This window comes from Dysgonomonas termitidis, assembly GCF_054657735.1.
Genome location: NZ_BAAHYD010000001.1, coordinates 843,577 through 866,883, shown reverse-complemented (window position 1 = coordinate 866,883; position 23,307 = coordinate 843,577). Strand labels below are relative to the sequence as shown.

11 protein-coding genes are annotated in these 23,307 nt (G+C 40.0%); 3 read left to right on the top strand and 8 right to left on the bottom strand.

What is annotated here, in order from left to right; genetic code table 11:
* The 5 genes from ACYQ3L_RS03430 to ACYQ3L_RS03410 all read right to left on the bottom strand — a co-directional run bounded on the left by ACYQ3L_RS03430 (position 1) and on the right by ACYQ3L_RS03410 (position 10,697).
* Complete coding sequence (locus ACYQ3L_RS03430; protein ID WP_379993379.1) at positions 1–1,911, bottom strand: heparinase II/III family protein; 1,911 nt, start codon at positions 1,909–1,911, stop codon at positions 1–3.
* A 5-nt stretch (positions 1,912–1,916) separates the two neighbouring features.
* Positions 1,917–3,167 carry a DUF2264 domain-containing protein gene (locus ACYQ3L_RS03425; RefSeq protein WP_379993380.1) on the bottom strand — a complete coding sequence of 417 codons (1,251 nt, stop codon included), beginning with the start codon at positions 3,165–3,167 and terminating at the stop codon, positions 1,917–1,919.
* A 198-nt stretch (positions 3,168–3,365) separates the two neighbouring features.
* On the bottom strand, positions 3,366–5,252 hold the full coding sequence (locus tag ACYQ3L_RS03420; protein WP_379993381.1) for a glycoside hydrolase family 35 protein: 1,887 nt from the start codon (positions 5,250–5,252) through the stop codon (positions 3,366–3,368).
* 207 nt (positions 5,253–5,459) lie between these two features.
* Positions 5,460–7,319 carry a RagB/SusD family nutrient uptake outer membrane protein gene (locus tag ACYQ3L_RS03415; protein ID WP_379993382.1) on the bottom strand — a complete coding sequence of 620 codons (1,860 nt, stop codon included), beginning with the start codon at positions 7,317–7,319 and terminating at the stop codon, positions 5,460–5,462.
* A 15-nt stretch (positions 7,320–7,334) separates the two neighbouring features.
* Positions 7,335–10,697: a SusC/RagA family TonB-linked outer membrane protein gene (locus tag ACYQ3L_RS03410; protein WP_379993383.1), complete on the bottom strand. Its 3,363-nt coding sequence runs from the start codon at positions 10,695–10,697 to the stop codon at positions 7,335–7,337.
* Positions 10,698–12,099: 1,402 nt separating this feature from the next.
* Here ACYQ3L_RS03410 and ACYQ3L_RS03405 point away from each other — a divergent pair.
* Positions 12,100–16,146 carry a hybrid sensor histidine kinase/response regulator transcription factor gene (locus ACYQ3L_RS03405; protein WP_379993384.1) on the top strand — a complete coding sequence of 1,349 codons (4,047 nt, stop codon included), beginning with the start codon at positions 12,100–12,102 and terminating at the stop codon, positions 16,144–16,146.
* Here the strand turns inward: ACYQ3L_RS03405 and ACYQ3L_RS03400 are convergent, their stop codons facing one another.
* Entirely contained in the window at positions 16,147–16,425 is a 279-nt protein-coding gene (locus ACYQ3L_RS03400; protein WP_379993386.1) for a DUF6642 family protein, read from the bottom strand. It lies immediately after the preceding gene.
* Between the two features lie 168 nt (positions 16,426–16,593).
* On the opposite strand from ACYQ3L_RS03400, the gene ACYQ3L_RS03395 reads away from it, so the two are divergent.
* Positions 16,594–18,144, top strand: a complete 1,551-nt coding sequence (locus ACYQ3L_RS03395; protein ID WP_459952245.1) for an IS5 family transposase — start codon at positions 16,594–16,596, stop codon at positions 18,142–18,144.
* A 47-nt stretch (positions 18,145–18,191) separates the two neighbouring features.
* Here ACYQ3L_RS03395 and ACYQ3L_RS03390 read toward each other — a convergent pair whose 3' ends face one another.
* Entirely contained in the window at positions 18,192–18,872 is a 681-nt protein-coding gene (locus tag ACYQ3L_RS03390) for a tyrosine-type recombinase/integrase (protein ID WP_380000262.1), read from the bottom strand.
* 725 nt (positions 18,873–19,597) lie between these two features.
* Between ACYQ3L_RS03390 and ACYQ3L_RS03385 the strand changes: the two genes are divergently transcribed.
* The gene (locus ACYQ3L_RS03385) at positions 19,598–22,039 is read left to right on the top strand and encodes a S8 family serine peptidase (RefSeq protein WP_380000264.1); all 2,442 of its coding nucleotides are present in this window, start codon (positions 19,598–19,600) and stop codon (positions 22,037–22,039) included.
* Here ACYQ3L_RS03385 and ACYQ3L_RS03380 read toward each other — a convergent pair.
* Positions 22,028–23,053 carry an AAA family ATPase gene (locus tag ACYQ3L_RS03380; protein WP_380000266.1) on the bottom strand — a complete coding sequence of 342 codons (1,026 nt, stop codon included), beginning with the start codon at positions 23,051–23,053 and terminating at the stop codon, positions 22,028–22,030. The two genes, ACYQ3L_RS03385 and ACYQ3L_RS03380, sit on opposite strands and share 12 nt — an antisense overlap.
* Positions 23,054–23,307: the final 254 nt, after the last annotated feature.

Here is a 23,307-nt window from a genome sequence, read left to right as displayed (position 1 = left end):
TTAAGCTTTAATAAAAATTTTATAGATCCCCCTGTTATTTATTTTTTTTGCATTTAATGATATTCTGACTATTTCATCTCCCCATACTCCGGATAGCCTGATATCATCTAGTTTTATATTTTCTGATACCGGATCAAAGATATTTTTATCATATATCAGCTGATATGTTTTGTTTTTTATTGTAATTTTTACAATGCCCGGCTGCGAAGCATCTACTTTTCCGGAGGTCATGAAATTCAATTGGTTTGCTGTCCGAGCATTCATTATATCATAATTATCTTCTATTACAAGGCTGTTTTTCGATAATTTATAGCTTCGTATCCATTTGTTTATTCCGGCTTCGGCAGGATACGATTGCGAAACGTCCAGAACGAAAGTTTTGTTATTTTTATCGGCTTTCAAATCTTTAGCCTTATATTTTTTACCAAAGTTTTGAGAAAAGCCGTTGATTCGCGGTATATTGTGATAGTCGCTCTGCATGGTCCATATCGTATAACGCTCGCTGCTGAATGTTTGCCTTGTATATGTCCCCACTCCTACATCTATGAAAACAGGTTCGTTACCGGCATATAAAGAAAATGTCCCGGTATCGTTGTGGTTATGGCTTTCATCATTATATCCACCCTTTGCCGCAAAGAACAGTTTCCCTTCGCTCATATAGCAGAATTCTGTATCCGGATACCATGTAAAAGGAGTGGCAATATGGACAGGACTGAATTTATCTATTTCCTTATCGGATGACAGATCAGCCAAAAGCCTGTATGTGTCACGGGATGTGGATATTTTTTCAGGTTTTTCTTTTTTCAGATAAGAAGCGAATTGTTCCATTTCCGTACTTTTCACCATGTTGCCGTATCGGTAAATCAGGCGGTAGTCCAAGCTGCTTTTAGCCGAAGCGTCGGCAAAATTTACGACCCAGCCGTTACCTATATATGAGCGTGCAATATATTCGCCCATATTCCTTATCATAGGGTCTGAGAATATAGATATTCCTCCATTAGTCGCATCATACAGTATTTGCAGATAATCATACATTTTCCCGGCAGCGTGCCCCCAGTATGAAGGGCCTTCTTCACAGGCGCCGTCATCGTGGTTATAGTTGATGAATTTGTCGACGGATACCATTGATTTGTAAACTCCTTTCAGCAAACGGTCCTTGTCTTTTTCTACCAAAAGAAAACATTGTATAACATTGGCGTTACACCATGGGTTCCAGTTGTTTACAAAAGCGCTTTCTGATGTAGCATTTGTCGCCATCCACCAGAAACGGGTTTCGTTCAGATACGGGGTCAGAATACGGTTTTCGATTTCGTAGTGCAAACGTTCCGAGATGAGCGGATTTATTTTATCAAATTCCTTATTCAAGAAGTAATATATCCAGGAAAACGTTGCCCCTACATCGCCTGACACCAGATCTATGACATGGTCATTAAGATTTGGAAATGAACCTCGTACACGTTGTAGAGCCAGGTGTGCGGAAATAGACCATGATGTCATTTCACATGCTTGAAAGATTCCATTTGTCAATTGATCCATGAACCTGCCTTTGCCTTCGGCCATTTCAGCTATAAAAAGGGATGAAACAGCATTCAGGTTACCATTGTATATTCTTTCCATAATGCTCCGGTCACCGCTTCTGGTATATTCGAGGTAATCGGTCGCCTTAACTACTTTCCATTCATAGTTAAGATATTTTTCCCCTTGTTCTATCAGATAAGTTTTGTTTTCACCAAAAAACTGATCCCAGTTATCCCGATCCGAATAGTTCGGATAACGTACCCATTTTTGATCTGTAACAAGCATACTTCCCAGTTTTTCCTGACCGGCTGCTTTCTGCAACAAATCCCGGTCTTTATATGCATTGGCGGATAGACATATCAGAAGTAAACAAATAGTCAATACTCTTTTCATACTTCCTATTGTTTTATAGATTCATGATAATCTTTTAGAAACGGTTTTCCACTCCATGCTTTTTGTGAGGTCCATTCTTCGGCAGGTGAAGTCCAGAATGCATGGCCGGCAGGTAGACCTAACGGCAGGAATACCAGGGATGTTATATACAGGCTGCCTGCATTGGTGTAATAATCGGCCAGATCAGGTTGATGCCCGACAAAACCGAGTTGCAGATAACCCTCTTTGTTAAAATTGCCTCCTACGGAAAACATCCTTTTCATAACACATGTAAGTGCATTCCTTACCTGTCCGTTAGTCATCGTTTCAGGCAGGCCGTATTTCCAGGCAGAAAGGGATAATGCCTGAAAAGCACCCATACGGTATGTCATAGAGCGCCCTACGGCCGGAAAGGATGCTTCCGGTGAGATCAGGCGTTCTACTAACTGGTTATACCGTTGCATACGTCTGAGGGCCAGATCGAATTTCACCGGACTGTATATTTTCTTGCTTTCCATTACTTCTATGATTTCAACATACATAGGATGCATTACGTATCCGTTGTAATAATCGAGGGAATATTCCGGCCCGTCGGCGTACCATCCGTCTCCAAGATACCATTCATTTATTTTGCGAATAGCAACATCGAGTACATAACCGTCATATTCTTCATCAACCGATGCCAGAAAAGCTTCTATCATGGCTCTGAATAATAACCAGTTGTTGTACGCCGGTCTGATTTTACGAAGGCTCTTAAATTCTTTGATATACCGGTCCTTGGTTATCTGATCCAGCGGATTCCATAAAGCCTTTGGAGCACGGATAAAGCTATTGGCTATGTAAGCAGCATCTACAAGTATCTGATTTGAACCGCTCCATAGCAGGTAATCGGGATTTTCCGGATCGACAGCGTTTGCATAACTCAGCAAGGCCCATTCCCGCATTTGTTTTCGTTGCCTGCCTTCAGGAGTGTTATCATCCGGGAGATTAAGCCAGGGGGCAACACCGGCAATTAAACGGCCGAATGCTTCCATGTAAGCTACGTTTTTGTTCCGTCCGTCCCAGCTAGGGCTATATTCCACTATCATGTTCTTTTTCAGTTCCCCTTTACTCATATTGCTAAGGACAGGTTCTGACATCTTATAAAGCAAATCTACCCAGTAAGCCCTGTCGCTTACCTGCTTCTGCTCATTGTTATTGTTCTTCTGAGGAAATGTATTTACACCCAAACTTAAACATAAGATCAGGAGTATGAATCTTTGTATATTAGTTCTCATTATTTGATAATCTTATCGTAATTACTGATATTTCAGTTATAATCAAGACTTACGGTTATAACGTCCCTATCCTCACTGTCACTGAAGAAACTTTCCGTACTCATCATACCGGAATAACTCTATTTAAAGACTTGACCGTTTAGAAAAATGTCTGCGCAACAAAGGGGAATACCACGTAGGAATATTTTTACGGTTATACTAATTTACATTCAGTTTTGTCAGCACCGGCACTTTTACCGTTTTCACTTCCGAATGTACCTTATCGTTCTGCTGCTCGAAGATAGCTATTTCATTCTGTCCTTTCCTGAGCCATACGCCTGGAATGTAAAGTGTTTGCTGAGGTCCGACTTTCCAGTAGCGACCGATATTTATACCGTTGATAAAAATAATGCCTTTGCCCCAGTCTTCCATGTCGATAAAGGTATCGCCCGTTTCATCCAGATTGAAGGTACCAGTATAAAGAGCCGGCCGGCCCTTTATTTTTCCGGCGGCACCCAACTCATATACATGTGATCTATCCATTTTATCCACAGCCGGAGCTTCATTCATCGGCACCTGGTACATCTCCCATTCACCTTCTATAATATTCCCGTTGATTATAACGGGACTGATAATCCCTTTCGTATTGTGTATGATCTCCGACCCGTAATTGATACGGCCCATATTCTCTACAAATATTTCCAGATTGGAATTAAAAGGAATATCAATATCCATCGAATAGTTCTTAAAATACCTGTTCAACTCGCCTACCTTTTCCCCGTTCACGTATACCAGCGCATAATCGCGAAGGCCTTCTATCTCAAGCTTGCCGCTTATCGGCTGATTGAAATGACGGGAATACAGAATATAGCCGTATCCCTGCTTCAATTGTTCAAAAGTCATCGGCTTATCGCTTTGTACGGGTTTCCGGGCTCCGATCACTTCCATCATATCGGCAACCTTAGTCAGTTTGATAGAAGGTATCTCGATCAATGGTATTGCGGCCGGGGCAGGAGGAAGTTCATACGTCACATATTTCCGGATAACATTGCGTACCGAGTCGAATTTAGGTGTGACCCATCCGGCTTCGCTGACAGGAGCATCATAGTCATAGCTGGTCAGATCCGGCTGTATATCATGCTTTTTATCATAGTTCGCTCCACTGGTAAATCCGAAGTTCGTTCCGCCATGCACCATATAGTAATTGATGGATACCTCATTCTGCAGATATTTTTCCGTCTGACGGGCAATACTTGCAGCGCTCACTTGCGGATGCGGTTCCACCCAGTGAGCAAGCCATCCCGGATAAAACTCGGCAACCATATAGGGGCCTTTCCCCCCATTATACTCGTTCACCACCTTTTTCAGATTCTCAATGTTGCTCTCGCCATTAGCCGTAGGTAAAGCTCCGGGTGTAGCGCCTCCTTCGAAAAGCCAACTGCCGTCGGATGTGAACATAGGTACGTCAAAGCCGGCATCTTTCAGTTGCTGAACGATCTTAGCATTGTAAGCCCTGTGCTCTTCCAAGGGAATATCTTTCCGTTGAGATACATAAGAGCCGAATTCATTTTCGGCCTGAACCATAACAATCGGCCCCCCCTTTGTGATCTGGAGGTTTCCGACTTCCTTATATAAGCGATCCATATACAGCCGGGTATATTTCAGAAACTGTTCATTATCCCTTCTTAGTTCCAGACCTTCGACATTCTGGAGCCACCATGGATACCCTCCGAATTCCCACTCGGCACATACATACGGTCCGGGGCGAAGTATCACCATCAGGCCTTCTTCGCCGGCTGTCTTTATATATCCGGCAAGGTCCTTATCCCCGGCGAAATCCCATTTTCCAGGTTCCGGTTCATGCGCATTCCAGAATACATATGTAGCCACGGCATTAAGCCCCATTGCTTTCAGCATTTGCATACGGTGACGCCAATATTGATGAGGAATGCGGGCATAATGCATTTCACCGGATATAATTCTCACCGGTTTCCCGTCGTACACAAAATCCCCGCCTTTGATTCCAAAGCTGTGCTCCTGGGATTGTAAGGCTAATGAAAAAAACAGGGACAGATATAACAGAAATAAATAGTTTTTCTTAATCATAGATGATACATTTATATTATTTATTCATTATTTAAAAGACGGTTTATTTCTAATCCTATATGATGTACACAAGTTAACAAATAATTATCTGAATACAACAGTCTTGGTTATTTATTTTATACATATTTCGCTACAAAAGAAATAATTGTATTCCATCATAATAAGGGTTACCCCAAAAAGATGAGGCAACCCTTATTGTCATTTACATTAGTATTGCCATCCCGGAGTCGGGGTTAAATTCGGATTTTTCTCTATTTCGGTGCGGGGTACAGGCCAGATGCTGTAGTCATTGTACGTACTCCACAGATTGGTTGCTGCGGGCCGGTTGGAGCGTCCGCCGAGAATGTTGTGCGCACCTCCATCGTAGATAGAGAAGCCGCCAGCCTTACCTTCGTATTTCACTTTCTTCAGAGTACCCCATCGCAATTCTTCATAAAAGTCCACGCCTTCGCCCACGAACTCGCGTCGTACCTCGTTCCGGATTTTCTCCATGGCGTCTTCTTTTGAAGTAAAAGTATAGCCGGGCATATTCACCGACGAACGGCCACGCACTTCATTGACTTTAGAGGCTGCATCCGTGAGACTCCCATTCTGCTGTACTATAGCCTCAGCCCACATCAGCAGCACCTGTGCATAGCGCATGATAGGTTCGTCTATAGGATTATAGTCGCGGCTCTCAAGGTTGGCCCCCTCAATGATAAACTTGCGGTGGTAGTACATGAATCCTGTGGCGTTCGCATCGTTCAGCGAAAGGTCATTAACACCGGTCTGGCTGAGGTGCTGGTTTCCGCCTTTCACAGGATAGCGGTAGACGGTGTTCACCGCCACATTGCCTCCGTTCGCGTCCAGCCCGAAGAACTCGCTGTAAGGCGTAATGACGTTGAATCCCAGACGCGGGTCACGGTCGGCATATACCAACTTGATGCGTGCTTCATTACCTTCGGGCAGGTAGGCTGGCTTGGCAGAGTTATTCTTAAAGATGGTATTTGTCGCCACCCAGCTAGGGTCATCACTCTTCGTGTCGCGCACGAAGTAGACTTCCCGCTCTGAAGGGGTCATGGCACTGTAGCCCGGGATGGCTTCATCCCAGTCGAACGGTGAACCGTTAGTTTTCTCATATAGATCCACCACGGCGGGATTCACCATGTAGTCGGCCCAGCCGTTACCGCCTGCCTTACCACCTGCCGAACGTGTGCCGGCGTATTTCTGGATAATGGAACCGAAGCCGTTCTCTTCGATATTGGTAAGAGAGAAGATCATCTCTTCACAACCCTCGTTAGCCTGCGTAAAGAGCTGCTTATAGCCTCCCTGGAACAGTCCGAAGCCACATGCTTTTACCTTCGAGAAGTCATCGGCCGCTTCGGCATACTTCTGTTGGAGTAGCCGCGCCCTTCCGCGGAAAGCGTATGCCGCGCCCTTACTGGAACGTCCCTTTTCGAGATACTTGCCGGGAAAGTTAGGTTCGTTGATGGCATCGGTGAGGTCTTGTTCCACAAGAGCCCACACTTCGTTTTCGGGACTCTGTCCCCTGTTGCATTCTTCGGCAGCCACAGGTTCGGTGTAGACGGGCACGCCCAGACCGTTCCGTCCGTACAACTCATTCAGGCGCATATAATAGTAAGCCCGCATGAACTTGGCTTCGGCTGTCAGGCGTCCGCGCTTTTCTGCTGTGATGCCACCGGCAGTCGGCAGATTGGCAATGGCGTCGTTAGCACGGTGTACGCCTTCATATAACTTCTTCCACATAGTGCTGAACAATCCGTAGTTGGCGTCGGCCACCCCTGTGAGGTATTTCACTTCGAAGCGAATTTCACCCGACACGCCCAGTATCTCGAAAGGGACACAGTCGGATGCGCTGTAGTCACCTGCATTGTTGGAATAGAATCCCCAGTTACGCATGGGCGCATACACACCCGCCACTCCCTGGTCGGTAAGAGCTTCGTTAGTCCACATGGTTCCGCTCGCCACGGCGTTTGAAGGAACAGTGTCGAGTACATCGGTGCAGGCTGCTATTGCAAAAGCGAGGGTGGCAGCTACTGTCAGATAGGTTATTTTTTTCATGTTCATAGTCTTCCTTTTAGTTTAAAATGTTATGTTTATACCAGCCGAAAGCATGCGCGGGATGGGATAGGTCTGGTATCCGCTGCCGCCGTATTCGGGGTCTACGCCGGGGAAGTCGGTAATTGTCAACAGATTCTCACCGGAGAAGAAAACGCGTAAATTGTTGACGTACACTTTCTGCGCCCACTTCTTGGGTATAGTGTAGCCGATCTGGAGGGTCTTCAGTTTGATGTAGCTGGCATTGTACACCTCGGTTTCGTTACTCAGGTGTGCAACGGCCCCCAGTCGCGGGTAGATAGCATTTACATTGGCTTTGGGGTCCTGAGCCGGGTCATAATTTGCATCTGTCAGAGCAGCCAGAGGGTCGTAACGGTAGAAGTTCGTGTATGCGTCCATTGGCATCACATCGCCTTTCTGTCCGGCTGCTATATTGAAGCCCCGGCTGTAGATGACATAACTGAAGCCGGCGTTACCTGCCCATGTCATACTCAGGTCGAAGCCTTTCCATTCGGCAGATAGGTTAAATCCAAAGCTGTACTTAGGCACACTGTTCTTGCCGGAGAAGTAACGGTCGTCGGCAGTGCCATACTTGCCGTCACCGTTCAGGTCGGCATAGATACGTTCGCCGTACCACAAGCCTTTGCCCTGTCCTACAGTCTGTCCGTTGAAGCTATAGCCATTATCAATCATGGCGCGTACCCAGTCCAGGTCGGCCTTTGTCCGTATCATACCATCACGGGGACCACCGTTAGGATCTGGTTTTCCATCGGCAAGGAAGTAGTCTCCGTTACCTTTGTGGGTGGAGTAGATATAGTATTCGTTGTAGGGATGCCCTTCCGTCACGATATTATTGCCGTCAATACTGGCAGTTTCCCCGCGATTGGTCACCCATACTTTGTTGCCGTTAGCATCCGTTTCCCAGCCTTCTTTATAAACGCCCTTGTACTTGGTCACTTCGTTCCGGTTATAAGAGAAGTTAGCGCTGACAGCGTAGCTGAAGTCCTTGATTTTGTCTTTCCAGCCCAAGGTGATTTCAAACCCCTTGTTCGCCATATCGGATGTGTTGGTAGTGGGGGCGCTCACTGTACCCATTGTCAGGTACATGCTGGGACTGGCAAGGATACCTTTCGTTTTGCGCACGTAGTAGTCGGCTTCGGCTGTCAGTCGATTGTCCAGGAAGCCAAGGTCGAGGCCGATATCTGTAGAGGTCACGGCTTCCCAGTGCAGCAGGGGATTGGCAAGCTTGCTCTTCGCCAGACCTTTATAGATTGCGTCACCAAAAGCATAGTTCTGCGCACTGTAAGTGGCCTGCCACTCGTAGTAGCCCGAAGTAGTATTACCCAACCTTCCCCACGAGCCGCGGAGCTTCAGGTTACTGAAGATGTTGCGTGCAGACTCCATGAAATCTTCTTCCAGCGGGCGCCAGCCAAGCGAAAAAGAAGGGAATGTTCCCCAACGGTAGTCGGGGCCAAAGCGTGAACTGCCATCGCGACGGAAATTCGCCTCCATCAGATAACGATTCTTATAGGCATAGTTGATACGCCCGAAATACGATACTACTCCGTAGTCCTGTTCGGCCAGATTCTTCCAGTCATCCGAGCTGCCTACGGTCGGGGATTTTATTTTATCAGTGGCCGCGTTGAAGTCGGGCAGGTCAAAATCCAGCAGTCCTGTACGCGTAGCCGTGAAGCCTTTCTTATTCCACTGATAACGCTCGAAGCCGAGTAGCGCGGTAATGTCGTGACTACCGAAACTCTTCATATAGTTCAGCGTCGCAGTAGTGGTATTGTTCTGATAGCGGGTGGTAGCACGGGTGGTAGTCGCCTGTTCCACTGTACTGCCTGCCTGCAGCACCTTACCCGAACGGAATGAGATAAGGTCGATGTGCCTGCCATAGGTAGCCTGTTCATCAAACAGGGTCTGGTAATTGAAGCGTACTTCACCCGTCAGGCCCTTGCCGAAGTCAACGCCGGCAAACCAGGTGGTATTGAGCCTCGTCTGATCGTAGTATCCGCCCGTTCCGGCCACTTCCTTCAGGAGGTTGTTCGTTTCCGGAGCATAATCGCTGCCGCCATACTGTCCGTTGTATTTCGGCATAATGCTCGGATAGGTCTGGAAAAGATAAGTAAGGTTGGTGTTGCCCGGATCGCGCTTTTGGAAAGTAGCGTAAGTCTGTGTGCCCACACGCAGGAAGTCGGTAATCCTGGTTTCAAGGTTAATACGCCCCTGATAGCGCTTCAGTCCTGTATTTTCGAGTGTTCCGGGGTTGTCGAGATAGTTGAACGAAAGCAGATAATTGCTCTTATCGCCACCGCCGGCCACAGAGATGTTGTGCTTCTGTGTGGTAGCAGACTGAAAAAGATAGTCTACCCAGTTGGTAGTAGGGTATGCCAACCAGTTAGGGGCTTGATTGCCTGTCTCCGGATCAGTGTAGATGCCGTTGGGATTGGCTTCGGCAGCCCTCCATTCATTTATCAGCTCTTGCGGGAAGGATACACCCGTGCCGTTCGTCAGATTGTCCACACTGGTCATCGTAAGGCGTTCCTTGAGGTTATAGAGCTCCATGTAATCGGCAAAACTACTACCAAAATTAAACTTCTGGCCGCTCATCTTCTCCCGGGTGATAATACCTGAGTAAGTGATGCGCGGCGCTTCGCCCTTTTTGCCTCTTTTGGTGGTGATGAGAACGACGCCATTGGCGCCTCTCGAGCCGTAGATACTTGCCGAAGCCGCATCTTTGAGGAATGAGATACTTTCCACATCATCCGGGTTGACCGAGCTGATGCTTGCCTCCGAGCCATCCACGATAATAAGCGGTGACAGGTAATCTTTGTTAAACGTACCGATACCACGGATGCGGATGTCCGCCTCGTCGCTGCCCGGCTTACCGCTCGACTGCTTCACTGTGACACCGGAAGCCAGACCGGAAAGCGAACTCGAAAGGTTGGTTGTGGCACGGTTTTCCAGCTTCCTTGAATCTACTGCAGAAACCGCTCCTGTCAGGTTTATTTTCTTTTGTACGCCATAACCGACAACGACGACTTCATCCAACAGTTTGTTGTTTTCTTGCAGGACAACATCTATTGCAGTGCGTTCTCCCACTTTCTGTTCCTGTATGACATATCCGATATATGAAAGCACAAGGACGGATTCCTTATCCGGTACATTAATAGTATATTTTCCATCAGTATCTGTGAGTGTTCCTGTAGTCGTACCTTTTATAACAACACTCACTCCGATCAGAGGCTCGTTGCCCTGATCCGTGACTACGCCTCCAACAATACGAGTTTGTGCCATTGCTATCAATGGAAACAGGTAAAGAGCCGTTAACAGAAAGCTTTTCAGCAGCTTTCTATTTCTTTTGCATTTTTTAGTAATTTTCATCAGAGAATTCATTTTAAGTTAACAATCGGTTTTCAAGATTCAATCTCAAAGGACCTTCTTTATTAAAATTGGACTGGCCCGGCTTTAAGTTTTAATTAACATATCGTCTCATTTTTAAGATTGGGATTTATATTATGAATATGGAAAAAAATCCTGAGGGGTATGGATATTGTATGCTTTCTTTTCCTCTCTGACAAAACGGAGTTAAGTTCCATATTTTCAGACGAAAAACAGACTGGAAAAGTATTACTTTTTTTGAGCAGAACATCATAAATTAATATTAAGAGTGAATTACAAATCGTTTAGATATTAGGATTAACCCGACAAAAATATTGCACTTGAATTTCAAAAAGGGTACTTTTTGTACCGATTATGGGATAATTTTGTACCGCACAAAAAAAGTGGGGTAAACGGTAATTAATTTAAGAAGCTGTTTGAGTTATAACGGAATAAAAGCAATAAAGTAAAAACACCTTTGCCAGCCTCTATTGGGCTATTTTAAGATAGACTGACATATATTTATTATTAATGGATAGTTAATGTGAGTCGTGGGAAAAAATCAAGTGTTATCTTATATATATAACTTTATCTATATAGACAGAGCCGAAAGCATTTGGATGATAGTTCTTTGACGTATTGATTAAAGCAGTTACGAGTTACTTCGCCCTTCGGGCAGTTACGAGTTACAAGTAAACAAGATACGAGTAAACAAGATACGACATACAAGTTGTTAATTGATAACTGTTGACTGTTTACTGTTTACTGATATATGTGTTACCTTTGTTACCTTTTATATAGTGTTCTTTGTGTAAACCTTTGTGTCCCTTGTGGTAAAGAGTTTTAACCACTAAGTACACGATGGGAATCACAAAGGGCACAAAGGCTAAAAAACTGTTACCTTTGTTACCTTTTGCGCCTTAGCGTCTCTGCGTGAAATACTGTTTACTGCTAACTGTTTACTGTTAACTGATAACTGATATATCTGTTACCTTTGTTACTTTTTAACATTATACAGATAATCAACGAAAGAATATGAGAAGCAGAAATAAAAAAACGAGGACTCTGAAGCTCGCAGGAAAGACACGCAGATACACCGGGAGAAATGCGGTTTGCAAGAAAGGATTGTTAACTGATAACTGTTTACTGATTTTCTGTTACCTTTGTTACTTTTTAACAAGTAGTAGTTTTTAAGCGAAGCGGGGCAGCATTCGACGTTAGTCAATTAAAAATAGATGAAGCGCCGGTGAGTCAAGACTGGCAGAGCCAAAAATCTGTATTTCTGTTTATTACTGATTGTTTACTGTTAACTGAAACATGTGTTACTTTTGTTACCTTTTAATACTACTGATTGGCATTATTATTTTTTATAAAAACCGAACTCGATAAACCTTAATATATAATAATGAAAGCCATAATTATCTACATAAACTTATTCTTAATCACATTACCAGGATTATCAGATAATATATACTTCAATCATCTGGGAAGTACTCAAGGACTGCCACAAATAAACGTCATGTCCATCTATCAGGATGAGACAGGAGCAATGTGGTTCGGCACTGTAGAAGGTATATGCAGATATAATGGCAATGCAATACAGATATTCAGGTCTTCTGCAGAATTTCCCGAGCTTACTCACAATAATATTTTATCAATAACCGGGAATAAAAAAGGGGCCATTTACATAAAGGCTAATTATGATCTCATAAAATACGATATTGTTGGAGAAAAGTTCCGGCGATTGAAAGAAAATGTAAACGAAATATTCTATAAAAACGGTAAATTATGGTTTATTACCGATGATCAGGTATATACATATTCTGAAGAAACTGACAAGATATCACTATATGCGACTGTGAGAGAGAATATTGGAAGAGTATATGCATTATGCGTATCCCGTGAAAATGATATCTGGGTGGGAGGCCGGAGCGGGCTGACTGTATTAAAAGCGGGTAGCCCTAATTCAAAAAGGGATAATCTGTTAGAAAATATTTATGTAAATTCCATATATATAGACAAAGATGGCTGGGTATGGGCCGGGACTAAAGACAAAGGCGTATATATATTTGACGGAGAAGGAAATCTAAAACATCACTATTTCCATATTGCCGGAAAAAACTCTCTGTCGAACGACCAGGTACGGACCATCTTTGAGGATAATCTGGGTACTGTATGGATAGGCACATTTTTCGGATTAAACAGTTTCAACAAGAATAGTAAGAACTGGACAAATTATATCCATGACGATACCCAACCCCACAGTTTGAGCCATTCGTCGATATTTTCGATTTACGAAGATGAGCAGGGAACTCTCTGGATCGGGACCTACTTTGGCGGGGCTAATTATTTCAATCCTAAATTTGACCTTTTTAACTTCTACAACGCCAGTTCGGTCGGAAAAAATAACCTGAGTTTCCCCTTTGTGGGGAAAATGGCGGAAGACCGATCCGGTAATCTATGGATATGTACCGAAGGCGGCGGCCTTAACTGCCTTAATCTGGCAACGCGGAAGTTTACACGATACCTCTATGACGGATATGATCCTGATTCGGCAATAAGATATAATCTTAAAAGTATTTATTATGATGAAACAGGGGATAGACTTTTCATAGGCATCCATAACCTCGGCTTATGCGTTTTTGATCTCAAAACGAAAAGCCATAAATTATTGAATCAATCAATCATAACCAATAATGCCTTATCCGGTAATTCCATCAAGGACATAAGCAGATATAAAAATTCCATTATAGTGCAGATAAGAGGAGGTTTATTCAGAATAAATATTGGCGAAGACGAAATAAAACCGTTCAGTGATGATACTGAACTAAATAATCTGATAAACAGCAATTTCATTTATACATTTTTCATAGATAGCAAGGACAGGTTATGGTTATCAACCCCGGACCTTAAATGTATAGACCTGAATACAAAGGAAGTAAAGCAATACTCGTATAATAAAAACGAACCCCGTTCTATCGGTAAATTCGAAGTAACCTCAATACTGGAAACGAAAAGCGGAGAATTATTTTTCGGCACTATAGGTTCCGGATTATTTCGTTATTGCCCCCGGACGGATGACTTCGAAAATTATACACAAGAGAATGAGAAACAGTTCAGTAATTTCTGTTATCATATTTCCGAGACAAGCGAAGGTTATCTCCTCTTGTTGCACAACAATGCTTTAACAATATTCAACCCCAAAAACGGCAATACCCTGTATCGTTCCCGGCGTAATTTTCCCATTACCGGATTCTTCGAAGGCAGCAGTTCATACATAACCCGGGATAAAGAAGTATTTATTGGAGGGACTAACGGTTTGGCGTCTGTACAAGAATCTCAACTCATACATTTTTCGCCTGTGAATTATTCTTTGTATTTTGACAAATTATTCATCAATAATAAGCATATATCGCCAGGAGACGACTCAAAAATTCTAAATAAAGCCCTCTTCCTCTGCGATGAAATAGACCTCAGATACAATCAGAATAATTTATCTATTGAATTTGCAACTTCAAATTACTCACAAGATGCTGTATTGAATTATGAATATAAGCTTGAAAATTTTGACGAAAATTGGAATCAAGCCTCGTCCAATACAATTGTATATACAAATATCAGTCCTGGTGAATATAAACTCCTGCTGAGAGAAATCAATCCTTCGAAGGATATAGGGGAAATTAAATCTAAATCGCTTACTGTCAGGATTAGTCCCCCTTTTTATAAAACCACGTTCGCTTATGCAATATATCTGATTTTGCTTATATCAATTATTACAGGAATCATACGTTTCTTTGTGTGGCGTTCCCAGATAAATTCGGCTTTAAAAATTGAAAGAAAAGAAAAAGAGCAAAATGAGAAATTAAACCAGATGAAACTAAAATTTTTCACTAATATCTCTCATGAACTCAGAACTCCATTAACCCTGATAATAGCACAGACTGAATCCATGCTATCTAAAAACCCGGAACACAAATTAAAACAAAAAATCTCCAAAGTGCTTAATAATGCAACCCATATGCGAGATCTTATATCCGAATTGCTGGATTTCAGAAAACAGGAACAAGGATTTTACAGATTGAAGATTGAAAAAGTTGATTTGGTCGAATATATTAAAGGCATCTATGAGTCTTTTACCGAATACGCCGGTAAACATCATATTACCTATATTTATGATTTTTCAGAGGATAGAAATATTACTGCTTATATTGACAGGGCTCAATTCAAAAAGGCCATTTATAACCTACTATCAAATGCCTTTAAATACACATCTGACTCAGGGAGCATCACTATCCGGATCCGTGACGATGAATACATACATATCCTGATCGAAGATAATGGAATCGGGATACCGTCCGATGTACTATCAAATATCTTCGAACGATTCTATCAGGTGGAATACAGAACTTCCGGATTTAGCCTCGGCACCGGTATCGGCCTTGCCCTGACAAAAGAGATAGTGGAAAGCCACCGTGGTGAAATAAGTGTGGTTAGTACTATAAACGAAGGCAGTATTTTTGAAATAAAATTATTAAAAGGCTATTCTCATTTCAACGAAACGGAATTAAAGGCAGATTCCCTCTCTAGCATGATACTCCCTTATAAGTCAGAACAATATGAAAACAGGAACAAAGTATCGGAAGAAAATGTAGAAACTGATCTTGACGTTAATTCCGGTGGTAATGAAAATTCTCCATACTCTATTCTTATTGTGGAAGATAACGAAGAACTTCTGGAATTGCTCCGGGATGCCTTTTCAGATAAATATAAAGTGTACACAGCCCTGAATGGAAAAATAGGATTGGAAATAGGAACGGAGATTATTCCGGATATCATACTCAGTGATGTAATGATGCCTGTAATGTCAGGTAAAGAAATGTGCTACAGAATTAAAAATAATATAAACCTGTCACATATTCCGGTAGTAATGCTTACGTCCCAGGATTCCACCGATCAGACGATTGAAGGCTATATGTTCGGTGCCGATGATTATGTAGCAAAGCCCTTTAACATAGAAATACTAAAAGCACGCTGCAACAGCATTGTCAAAAACAGGCAGTTACTATACAGGAATATGGTAAAAAACGAGGGATCTGCAATAATATTCGATGTACAATCCGAACAGGAAGAAAAGTTCATTAATAAAGTAACGGAGATAATAAAGAAGAACTTTGACAATCCGGGATTTGATATGAATGTGCTGGCATCTGAATTAGGAATGGGACGAAATAAGTTATATACTAAAATGAAAGAAATAACAAACTTATCCCCTAATGAATTTGCCCTAAATATAAAAATGCGGGAATCTATCCACCTACTCCAAAATTATCTTCATTTAAATATTTCCGAGATAGGAATCGAACTGGGCTTTTCTTCTACAAAATACTTTAGCAGATGTTTCAAAGCATTTTACGGAACAACACCTGCCCAATGGAGAAAAGATAACGCGTAATCAATTAACATAGAAGTTCTTAGCTAAACTAAAAATATTAATTTGCAAAATATACAATGAATACAAAGAGTGGAGTACGATTTTACGGGCTAATTTGCCCCCTACAGCCGTTGCTATTTCCTTTAGTGTTATTAGTCGGTGTTCTACTTCAATGCGATTAGTACGACCGTGAAACGCTAAATAAAGTACAGTATAGTTTTTATAAGTTCCCTTTGTAAATTGTTGTATGCGATAAAAGAATTCTTCTTCGGTATTACATTTATAGTAGATATATTTAATCCCCGAAAAAGTACGAAGTTATTCAAGCATCGATTTTACACTTTGATTGCTTCGTGGATTCTTATTCCAATTGCCCTCTAAACAATAAATAGGGTCTGCTGATAAACTGATAATTCGTTAAGGATGAGTGAAAATACTTATATTTGTTTTTTCCAAATGCAAGGATATATGAAGAAACAGCGCAAAAGTCGTGCACTTAGTCCCAATTATGCGAGTCCGAATCAGTTGGTTTTATCGGGATTTGAAAATCCATTCGATCAGCAACTCGATCCGGGAAACCGTTGGGTTGTATTGTCCCATTTGATTCCCTGGGATGAGATTTGCAATCTTTACCTCAAACATGTAGGGGTTAGTTCAACGGGTCGACCGGGATTGAGTCCTCGTGTGGTTTTGGGTTCTCTAATGATCAAGCATCTTTGCAATTTGGATGATCGGGAGACAGTGAGTCAGATTTCGGAAAACATCTATATGCAATACTTTCTGGGGTACTGTAGCTTCACCCATGAAGCCCCATTTGATGCTTCACTGTTTGTGGATTTACGAAAACGCTTGGGTCTAGATACGATCAATGCGATCAACGAGCGGATTGTTCAGTTGAAGACAGGGATGGAGTTTGTGAAAAAAGAATCGGATAAAGACGATTCCGGCATTGATCCTGATGAGGATTCCTTATCCGGTGGCTCAGCGAACAAAGGCCGGATCATTTTTGATGCTACTGCTTGTCCACAGGATATTGCTTATCCAACGGATTTGAATCTGCTCAACGAAGCTCGTGAAATATCGGAAAACCTGATTGATCAGCTCTATACCCATCTGTTACATGATAAAAAGCCGCGTAGCTACCGCAAGGTTGCTCGCAAACGCTATCTGAAGACAGCCCAGAAGAAGAAAAAGAGCAAGAAAGAGATCAGAAACTCCGTTCGCATTCAATTGGGGTATCTCAAGCGGAATATAAATTCTATCCATCGGTTGCTGGATGCTTATCCTAACCTTCCCTTAAAGAAGAAGGATCGGAAATATTTGTATGTTATCCAGACCTTGTTTGATCAACAGTTGTACATGTATAAGTCCAGGACGCATACAGTGGAAGACCGGATAGTAAGCATCCATCAACCTCATGTACGCCCCATAGTCAGAGGAAAGAGTCAAGCCAAGGTAGAGTTTGGTTCCAAGATACATGTTTCCATTATTGATGGCATCTCGTTTCTGGATGAACTTTCCTGGGATGCTTTTAACGAGGGAAGTCACATGGAGCACTATGTTGAAAAGTATCGTGAACGGTTCGGATGCTACCCCCGCGAAGTACTCGCTGATCAGATTTACTGTAGTCGTCCCAATCGGGTTATGCTCAAGGAAAAAGGCATCAAACTTTTAGCAAAGCCACTGGGCAGGCCTTCGCCCATGTCAATTCATGTAAGTCCGGGAGAGCGTAATCCAATAGAAGGAAAGTTTGGACAAGCCAAAACAGGTTATGGCTTAAACCGTATCAAAGCCAGACTCCGACAAACAAGCGAATCATGGATTGCCTGCATCTTCCTTGTGCTAAACCTGGTCAAATTGGCGGGGATGGCACTCCCGTGTCTTATTCAGAACTTATGGTTTAGTTTTTCAGCATTGCTGTTGGAGATAATCGCTAATAAATCGGATGGACGCAATAATAGTTATCGGAACCGGGAAATAGCGGACGCAAACCGAATTAAATATGAATTGGTCTGCTGAGTTTTTCAGCAGACCCTAAATATTCCTTTCGTATATCTTTGTATCACTCATAGTGTAATATCACTAAATACGTCATAAAAACGCGGTAAATCCTGCTCCCTTATTATCTCGTCATTGTAAACTTCTAACATTTGAATACTTCTATGACGACTATATTTGGAAACAGTCAATAATTCGCCCTTATATGATTTTATTAATTTGGTTATAAAAAAATGACGGAAGCCGTGGGTGCCTCCGTCAATATTTAATTCATTTAAGACTTTATTTATTATCTCCCGTATGGATTTAGTTGTTAGTCTACTTCCCGAAGAGAAATTGCTTCCGCTTCGGAATAGCGCACCCTCTCTTATTCTGTTCGTATGTAAATATTCTTTTAATACTTTAATTGTTGATGGGTGCAAGTGTATAAGCTCTTTATCGTCCTGTCCTTTTCCGATGATATAAGCAACTTTATCTTTCAGGTTAATATCCATAACATTCAGTCTTGTTATTTCTACTTGGCGTAAACCTTGAAAAATAAGCAGTGATAAAATGGATTTCAAACGCAGATTCTGAATTGTCGATTCTAATAATGAGCAATAATCTACAATCTTAGAAATATCCTCATCACAAAGACCGTCTTTCTTATGCAGCTTACTTTGTTTAAATCCTCTTACTTTCGTATTAATCTGAAATGGGAATTGCTGTAAGTTATTCAGACCGTCAATAAAAATCTTTGCGGAAATCAAATACTTATTCTTTGTGGAAACACTTAGCGTGTCGATAGAACTTAAATAGCGTTTATACTCTAAATAAGTATTGGAATTAATTCCGTGTAATTTTGCAAAATGAATGAAGTGTTTAATTCGGGTCAGATACTCTTTTCGTGTGTTCTCTGTAACATCTATACAATCAAAAATACTGTTTTTTTAATGTGATACATCTTTGTAATTAACTATCTCCATAGTCCTAATTTAGTGGTTATTTACTGAATTATTACTTGAAGTTACTAAAAATATCTTATATTTTAATGCACAAGCATCTAATAATAAGATATTTAATTACAAACAATCTAAATGTTTAACCTATGTTTACCCAACTAAAAAGAAAAAACGCCGTAATTTATTCAATTACAACGTTTTACAAATTTTTCTTCGTGGTGCCACCAGAGAAGGAAACAGGAATCGAACTGACTTGTATTGACTCTTACTGACTCAACTTTCAACAGCCTAAAATCACTATGTAAGTGCTATAAGAATCACAAGCAATCACCAAGAGTTGCAAAATTGGGCACTGGATTGAGCACCGAGCTTTTTGAAAAGAAATATTAGAAACTATGTTTTACACACAGAAGTTATTAGTAATCATAGAATAATGCTTTTAACTTAAATACTTTTTGTACTTTTGTTAAAATTTATATCCAAAGATGCTTCTTGTTTGATCAACAGACAAATAAGAATATAATGAAAAGATTATGGCAAATAAATCTCATTTGAAATTTTTGAGCGAAAAGCAGTTATCAGAAATAAAAGATTTCAAGTACAATTATGGCTTCGGACCTAATGAAGAAGATAATACTCCAAAGAATTATTATAGATTAGCGAATTCTTTTAAAGCAGATTTAGCTAATTTGAATACAGATTTAGAGGAAAAATATAGAATAAAGGATCGTACAATAGAAATCCCATATGATATAGACTATATACAAATTACTTTTCAAGACCAATTTGTGATAAGCAAATATTTTCAAGATTATTATAGTGATTTTGGATTAGAGGCGGTTGCTTTCTATGATTTTGCTCAAAAAGGGCTTTTTGCTGTAGCTGATCGGGATAAATTTGAAGTTTTTTTAACTAATGTCAATAACTTTATTGAATTTGGATTAAAAGAGAATCAAGAATCAACATATTCTAATTATGTTATATATATTAGGAGCTTTAAATTACTAAGAACCAACGACATTTTAAAGTTTCAAATAGAGAATATTGGAAGCATTATATATCTATCTCTAATAAATTTACCATTAGATGAAGAGGTAAAACAACAAATAGTCCAATCTTTAATTACATATGTAGAAACTAATAACATTGAATATAAATATGATACTGAAAGTGATCGAATTGAATTACATAATCCCTCTGTAGAGCAAATTCAGAAAATCATTCAGAATTTTGATATAATTGAAAGTGTAACTTGTTCAGCATTTACAACGATAAGACCAACTCAATTTAATACAGTTCAGCGTGAGTTTGGCTTTGTTATTGAAAATGCAGAAGAAGAATTACCCATTGTTGGAATTATTGATACCGGAATTAGCCAACAAACAGCTTTGGCTCCTCTAATCATCAATGATACAACATTTACATTAGCAGGGAATCCTTTAATTGATCAAGCAGGAAGAAATAGATTAGGACACGGAACTGCTGTTGCAGGATTAGTCGCTTTAGGAAAAGATAATCATAGAAATAATTTTGAGGGTGAAGTTGTGGCAGATGCAAAATTACTCTCAATAAAAATTAGTGATAATGGGTGCGGCTATATTTCCGAAATAAATTTGTTGAAAATGTTATATGATGTTAAAGCTAAATATCCTCATATAAGATTATTTACGCTAACTACATGCTATGGCAATCATATGAACACAAATGAATCCTTTTCTGATTATACTTTCTCTTTGGATTCTTTTGCCTATGAAACAGATAGTTTAATCTTTATTTGCACAGGAAATAATGATAATTGTATTAATGAAAATACTAATTATGACCTATCTTATTTCAACCATGAACATACTAATCTCTCTACACCAGCAGATAGCCAAAATAATATTATTATTGGGGCTGCTGCTGACAATTTGAAAAATGGTGCTTTTAGGGGAATTGCTAATGGGCGTGAATTTCCAACACTATATACAAGAAAGGGGCATGTTGATTTGTCTACAATTTATAATGCAAAAAAAACAAATAAAAATTATTTTAAGCCTGATGTAATTAATAGTGGCGGAGACATGGGATTTTATAATGCCAATACATTAGACTGGATGGATGAACCTGCATTAACACTGCTCTCAGCTCGCCCAGAAATAGGTATTATGGAAGAAGTTGGCACAAGTTTTTCAACTCCATTAGTGGCAAATCTTGCCGCAAAAATCATAAAAAATTATCCTACTTTATCTAATGAGAGTATAAAAGCTCTGATTATTAACGGGGCTTCATTAGAACTAATACCATTTCCGACAACCCTTGCCAAATTGAAAAACCGAGTAGCAGGAAATGGGCTCGTTAATGATTTTAAAAGCCTATATTCGACTGATAACTCCGCTACACTTATATTAGAGGATACTATTCAGGATGGGAAAATTAGAATTTATCCTATCAATTTCCCAAATTACTTAGTTCAAGATGACCTCGGAAAGAAAAATGGAATCTTAAAGATTTCAGCAACTTTATGTTTTAAGTTTAAACCAATTAAAAATAATCAATTATCATACAATCCAATTCATATAGCCTTTTGCATTTTTAAAAATCAATCCGCAGAGGATATAATGAAACCTGATGAAGAATTAAAATCAAAGTTAAAATCAACTTTATCTTGGTCAGAAAATGGTAGATACGTTTCAAAGCCCTTACCATATTCTAACACTCAAAAAATCTCTTTCAACGTTAATGTTAGTGATTTGATTAATGAGAAAAACTCTTTCAAATTAGCTATTCATACTAAATTATCTGAACAAATTGTTGGAGGATTACCAGAAAACTATCCGACAGAATTTCCTTTTTCAATTGTATTAACTATTGAAGAAACAGTAAAAAGTAACACTGGAAAATTGTATGATGAAATTCAACTTGTGAATAATCTCGAAGCTATCCAAGGTATAGATTTAGATGCAGGATTAGAAGCAGATGCGTTAAATGTTTAATGATTGCTTTTCTGTTTCTACAAGTTCTTTCCAAATTGACGTATCTATTTTTGTAGATAGCATTTTCTGTGGTTCTTTAATGGCAAACAAAGTACGCTTAATTGCTGTTATCAGTGTTTTTTGAATACTATAATACGATAAACCCATACTTTGTTTAATAATTCTATTTGCAGCAGCTTTATTATCAAACTTAAAATTACCATTTTGCAAAACTAAGCTAATTAGTTTCTTTATTTCAGTTTCATTTGGCAATTGAAAAGCTATAATATTATCAAATCTCCTTAATAAAGCATCATCTAACATATCTTTTTGATTAGTTGCTGCAATAACAATGCTGCTTTGAGGAAGATAATCAAATAATTGTAAAATTGTATTAACTACCCGTTTCATTTCCCCATGGTCTTGGCTGTAGTCTCGGATTTTGCCTAAACTGTCAAATTCATCCAAGAAAATAATACAATCTTCAATGGCGGCTTTCTTGAATATTTTAGACAAATTTTTGCTGGTTTCGCCCAATTTAGAAGAAACAATTGCACCCAAATTAATAACAACCATCATCTTGCTTAATTCTCCAGCAATAACATAAGAAGCTAAAGTCTTACCGCAACCAGAAGGACCATATAGCAGTAATTTATTAGAAACAGGTAACCCAAACTGTTGCAAGACTTCAATCTTTTGATGCTCTTCAATAAAAAACTTTAGTTCATTATGTATTTTTTCATTAGCAATAATATTATCTAAAGTGTAATCGGATGTGATTTTTTCTAAAATAAGTTCAGAAATTTCTTTATCTTCGATTCTATTCAGATACGATTCAGAACCAACTCTACTTAATCCATTCGTTTTTTGAGTTCGTAAAGCATCTTTTAATATTGATTGAAGTTGAATGGCAAAATTCAGCTTTTTAGTTTTCTTCGAATGCTCTATTAATTCGTTTAAAACAGACAACAAGCGTTCCTGATCATTTTCAAGACCATATTTTGCTATATCTTTTATGTAATCAAACTGTGCCATTTCTACTACAAAGTTAATCTTTTTGTTTTATAAAGAAGCTATCTAATAAAATATAACATACTCTTATATAATTATAAAAGTTTTATATTTGCTTTAACTTTATATTATAGATAAATGAATTTATTCTTGATAAAAATACTCTTTTAATTTAATATTAGTACATGATTTAAACCTTTTTATGAGCTTAAATGTTCATTCCACGACTCAAAACACTCCTTCTGCAAATCACTCAAATAAGCATCAATATCCAGCGT

Excerpts from the sequence above, each read along its gene's own strand:
- ACYQ3L_RS03415 (WP_379993382.1), bottom strand. The coding sequence starts at position 7,319 with ATGAACATGAAAAAAATAACCTATCTGACAGTAGCTGCCACCCTCGCT.
- ACYQ3L_RS03430 (WP_379993379.1), bottom strand. The coding sequence starts at position 1,911 with ATGAAAAGAGTATTGACTATTTGTTTACTTCTGATATGTCTATCCGCC.
- ACYQ3L_RS03395 (WP_459952245.1), top strand. The coding sequence starts at position 16,594 with ATGAAGAAACAGCGCAAAAGTCGTGCACTTAGTCCCAATTATGCGAGT.
- ACYQ3L_RS03410 (WP_379993383.1), bottom strand. The coding sequence starts at position 10,697 with ATGAAAATTACTAAAAAATGCAAAAGAAATAGAAAGCTGCTGAAAAGC.
- ACYQ3L_RS03385 (WP_380000264.1), top strand. The coding sequence starts at position 19,598 with ATGGCAAATAAATCTCATTTGAAATTTTTGAGCGAAAAGCAGTTATCA.
- ACYQ3L_RS03380 (WP_380000266.1), bottom strand. The coding sequence starts at position 23,053 with ATGGCACAGTTTGATTACATAAAAGATATAGCAAAATATGGTCTTGAA.
- ACYQ3L_RS03420 (WP_379993381.1), bottom strand. The coding sequence starts at position 5,252 with ATGATTAAGAAAAACTATTTATTTCTGTTATATCTGTCCCTGTTTTTT.
- ACYQ3L_RS03405 (WP_379993384.1), top strand. The coding sequence starts at position 12,100 with ATGAAAGCCATAATTATCTACATAAACTTATTCTTAATCACATTACCA.
- ACYQ3L_RS03425 (WP_379993380.1), bottom strand. The coding sequence starts at position 3,167 with ATGAGAACTAATATACAAAGATTCATACTCCTGATCTTATGTTTAAGT.